This window comes from Rubrivirga sp. (genome assembly GCF_049648075.1).
Lineage (GTDB): Bacteria > Bacteroidota > Rhodothermia > Rhodothermales > Rubricoccaceae > Rubrivirga.
Genome location: NZ_JBARYR010000626.1, coordinates 1 through 4,133 on the forward strand (window position 1 = coordinate 1; position 4,133 = coordinate 4,133).

Consider the following 4,133-nt stretch of genomic DNA (forward strand, 5'->3'; position numbering starts at 1 on the left):
GGCCAAGACGCTCGCGGCCGCGGCCAGCCCGACGAAGACCAAGAGCGCTGCGCCCAGCGTAAGGAGGAGACGGGTCACGAGCGAGAGAGAGGGGAGAGGAAGCTACCGTCTGTGCCGTCGTACTCCGCTACAGCGCCGACGCTCCCAGAAAGAAGGGTCGACCTCGAGGACGCTAAGCTCGACCACCGGCGTCGAGCCACACTGCGAACGCGTCGGCCGGCTTCGAAGTCAGCGACTGCTCGGCGGTCAGCCCGCCCTTTTGCGCTGACGCGACGCCCCAGCGCGTGTCCGCGAGCCCTTCGACGGAGTGCGCGTCGGGGTTGATCGAGACCAGCACCCCGCGACGAGTCGCCGCGCGCACGAACCGCCAGTCGACGTCCAGGCGCCACGGGTTGGCGTTGAGCTCGACGGCGACGCCGTGCTCGGCGCAGGCCTCGAGGACGGCGTCGTGATCGAGCGGGTAGCCTTCGCGACGGAGCAGCAGGCGGCCGGTGGGGTGGCCCAAGATCCGAACGTGGGGGTTCGAGACGGCCTGGACGACCCGCTCGGTCGCCTCGTCCTCCGTCATCCGAAACCCCGTGTGGACACTCGCGACCACGACCTCTAGCTGGTCGAGCACGTCGTCGGGGAAGTCCATCGAGCCGTCCGAGAGAATGTCGACCTCGGAGCCGGAGAACACGCGGAAGTCGACGCCCTCGTCGGCGTAGGCCTGGTTCAGTTGCTGGACGTCCTCGATCTGAGCGAGCACGTCCTCGATGCTGAGCCCGTTCGCGATCTTCAGGCTCCGGCTGTGGTCGCCCACGCCGTAGTAGCTCAGCCCGAGCTCCTGCGCCGCGTCGCACATCTCCCGCAGCGAGTGCGCGCCGTCCGACGCCGTCGTGTGGTTGTGGACGGTCCCCTCGAGGTCGGACGACTGGACGAGCGTCGGCAGCGTGCCGTCGGCCGCCTCTTGGAACCAGTCGTCGTCGCGGAGCGGGGCCGGGATCGGATCGAGGCTGGCGGCGCGGTAGATCTCGCCCTCGTCCCCGTGATCGGCAGGCTCGCCATAGGTGTCGACGAAGGCTTGGAGGTGCGCGTCCGGTCCCGTCTTCCGCCACCACGCCGTCCCGAACGCCGACGCCACCGTCGTCCAGACCGTGAGGGGAAGGCCGAGCGGCAGCGTCGCGGTCAGTCGGTCCTCTCCGACCTCGAGGTCGGGCATTCCATCCAGGGCCGTTGCGGCGTCGGAGGCCTCGCCTTCGAGGACGAGGTCCACGCGGTCGACCGTGTTGCACTGCCGCCGGACGGGGCCGGCTAGCTCGCAGCGAAAGCCGGCCTCACGGAGAGTGTCTCGCACCGCGAGCGCCGCAAGCGCGGCGTCCCGAAGGTGGGCCAGCCCGCGGTACGACTTCAACTCCTCGACCGAGGCCAGGATGTTCTGAACGGTCTTCGCCCCGAACCCCGGCAGCTCGGCGAGCCGGCCCGTCGCCGCCGCGCCCTCGAGGTCGTCCAGCGACGTCACGCCGGCGTCCTTCCACAGCACCCGGACCTTCTTGACGCCCAAGCCCTTGACGCGCAGGACTTCGGGGAGGCCCGGAGGCAGCGCCTGCAGGAGCGACTCCGTGACGCCCATGACGCCGGTCGCGACGAACTCCTCGATCTCCGCCACCAACCCCTTGCCGATGCCTTTCACGTCCTCGAGGCCGCCCGCCGCGAGCAGATCGAGGACCGATTCCTCCAGTCTTTCGAGCGTGCGGGCGCCGGACGAATAGGCCCGCGCGCGGTACGGGTTGCCGCCCGTCAGTTCGACGAGGTCGGCGGTGAGCTTGAGTTGCTTGGCGACGGCCTTGTTGGTCATCGGATCGAGAGAGGGGAGGAGGGTTCAGCTCTGAGGCCGGTTTGGTTCCCGACTCTCGTCCTCGAGGTCGCTTCGGGGTCGCCCTCACAGATGGTTTGGGGCTCCGTCCATATCTTGTGACGCCAGGGTGAACCGCTCCCCCGGAACGCCGTTCGGTGGCACCAACGACGCGTCGAGCCCGTTGGCTCGAACCTCCTCCCCCCGCGCTCATGCTTCGCTCTCGTTTCGCCCCCATCGTCGGCGCCGGTCTTTTGGCGGCCGGCTTGCTCGTGGGGACCCAGGTTCAAGACGCCGTCTCCGGCTCCGAGGAGGTCGAGCAGCTCCGCAAGATCGAGGAGGCCTACGAGTACGTCACGCGCGCCTACGTCGAGCAGGTCGACTCGTCGGAGCTGGCCGAGGCCGCCATCGAGGGCATGTTGGCGAGTCTGGACCCGCACTCGATCTACATCTCGTCCGACGAGATGCGGCGCGTGCGAGAGAGCTTCGAAGCGAGCTTCGACGGGATCGGCATCTTTTACGAGTTCGTCGAGGGGCGTGAGGACGTGGACACGCTCGTCGTGCTCCAGCCGATCGTCGGCGGGCCGAGTGAGGAGGTCGGCCTCGAGGCCGGCGACCGCATCATCGAGATCGACGGCGAGAACGCGATCGGCATCGATCCCGAGGACGTCCCGCTCAAGCTTAAGGGACGGCGCGGCACGACCGTCGAGGTCACCGTCGAGCGGCCCGGCTTCCGCGATCCGCTCTCGTTCTCGATCGTCCGCGACCGGATCCCGCTCAACACCGTCGCCGCGTCCTACATGGTCGACGACCAGACGGGCCTCATCAAGCTGACGCGGTTCGCGCGCACGAGTCACGAGGAGGTGACGACCGCGATCCGCGAGCTCCGAGCCCAGGGCATGGAACGTCTGATCCTCGACCTGCGACAAAACGCGGGCGGACTCTTGGACCAGGCCTACGCGATCTCGGACGAGTTCCTCGAGGCCGGCGAGATGATCGTCTACACGGAGAGCCGTCACTCCGCAAACGAGCGGCAGTACCGCGCGACGTCCGGTGGCATCTACGAGGACGATCCGGTCATCGTCCTGATCGACGAGAACTCGGCGAGTGCGTCCGAGATCGTCGCGGGCGCTCTCCAGGACCACGACCGCGGATACCTCATCGGCCGCCGTTCCTTTGGAAAGGGGCTGGTCCAGCAGCAGTTCCCCATGACCGACGGGAGCGTGCTCCAAATGACTGTCTCCCGGTACTTCACGCCGTCGGGCCGGCTGATCCAGACGCCCTACGAAGTGGGCCAGGACGACGAGGCCTACTACGAGGCCAAGCGCGACATCCGCGAGGCTGTCGAGGACCGTCTGGCACCCGACGGCGGTGCCGTCAACGCGAGCGCCTTCGGGAGCGAGGTCCCAGATTCGTTGGTCTTCCAGACCGACGGAGGACGCGTCGTGTACGGCGGCGGCGGCATCCTGCCGGACTACATCGTCCAGCCTGACTCTCTATCTCCAGCCCTTCGAACGATCATCCGCTCCGCGTCCGGCAAGCGCTTCGACGACATGTTTGCTCGGACCGAGATCGAGCGGCGGGGCACGGCGTTCCGAGAGGAGTGGGAGGGCCGCGAGCGCGAGTTCGTTCAGGACTTCCGGCTCACCGACGCAGACTTCGACCGCTTGTTGAGCTACGTCGCATCTGAAGGAACACCCGTTGTCGCCTTGAGGCCGAGCGCCGACGGCGACGAGGTCCTCGTTCGCTCCGAGGCCTTCGAGGCTCGGGCCGATATCGAAGCGAGAGTCCGAGCGTTCATAGCGCGGAGGCTGTTCGGTGCCAACGCGTGGTTCCCGGTGGTCGGGGAGATCGACCCGGCCATTCAGGAGGCCATGAGGCACTGGTCGGACGCGATCACGCTCGCGCAGGCGAGCAACTAAACACCCGCGCGTTTCCCGCTCGGCGGCCCGCTTGACCCACGCAGGAGTCGGGCGGGCCGCTTCTTTATTTCAAATGCCTTCGGCGTTTGGAGCAACCTCGAGGCATCCTGTGTGTCTGCCAAGGGTGAGAAGTGAACACTTCCTCCGCTTCCCCTTCGCCTCTCGTTGACAATTCCAGAGGCGGTAGGGATATTGACCCCGCACGTTTGGCGCGTCTTGCGCACCCCTCTAGTGCTTCCGGGGTCGGACTCGCCGCCCCATCGCCCAACCGCTTCCCCACCGAGGTACACACACCCATGACGCTCTCCGCTCTGCTGATGCAGGCCGAATTCGCCAACGACCTGGTCTTCCGCTTTAACGAGGGCGGCAGCTATATG

Annotated in this window: 2 protein-coding genes; one reads left to right on the plus strand and one right to left on the minus strand. The window is 67.4% G+C overall.

Translation table 11 applies throughout. The annotated features are described in order from the left end of the window. Positions 1 to 172: 172 nt before the first annotated feature. Positions 173 to 1,837 carry a helix-hairpin-helix domain-containing protein gene (locus WBA11_RS17055; RefSeq protein WP_424521844.1) on the minus strand — a complete coding sequence of 555 codons (1,665 nt, stop codon included), beginning with the start codon at positions 1,835 to 1,837 and terminating at the stop codon, positions 173 to 175. A 209-nt stretch (positions 1,838 to 2,046) separates the two neighbouring features. Between WBA11_RS17055 and WBA11_RS17060 the strand changes: the two genes are divergently transcribed. Further along, on the plus strand, positions 2,047 to 3,756 hold the full coding sequence (locus WBA11_RS17060; protein ID WP_424521845.1) for a S41 family peptidase: 1,710 nt from the start codon (positions 2,047 to 2,049) through the stop codon (positions 3,754 to 3,756). Positions 3,757 to 4,133: the final 377 nt, after the last annotated feature.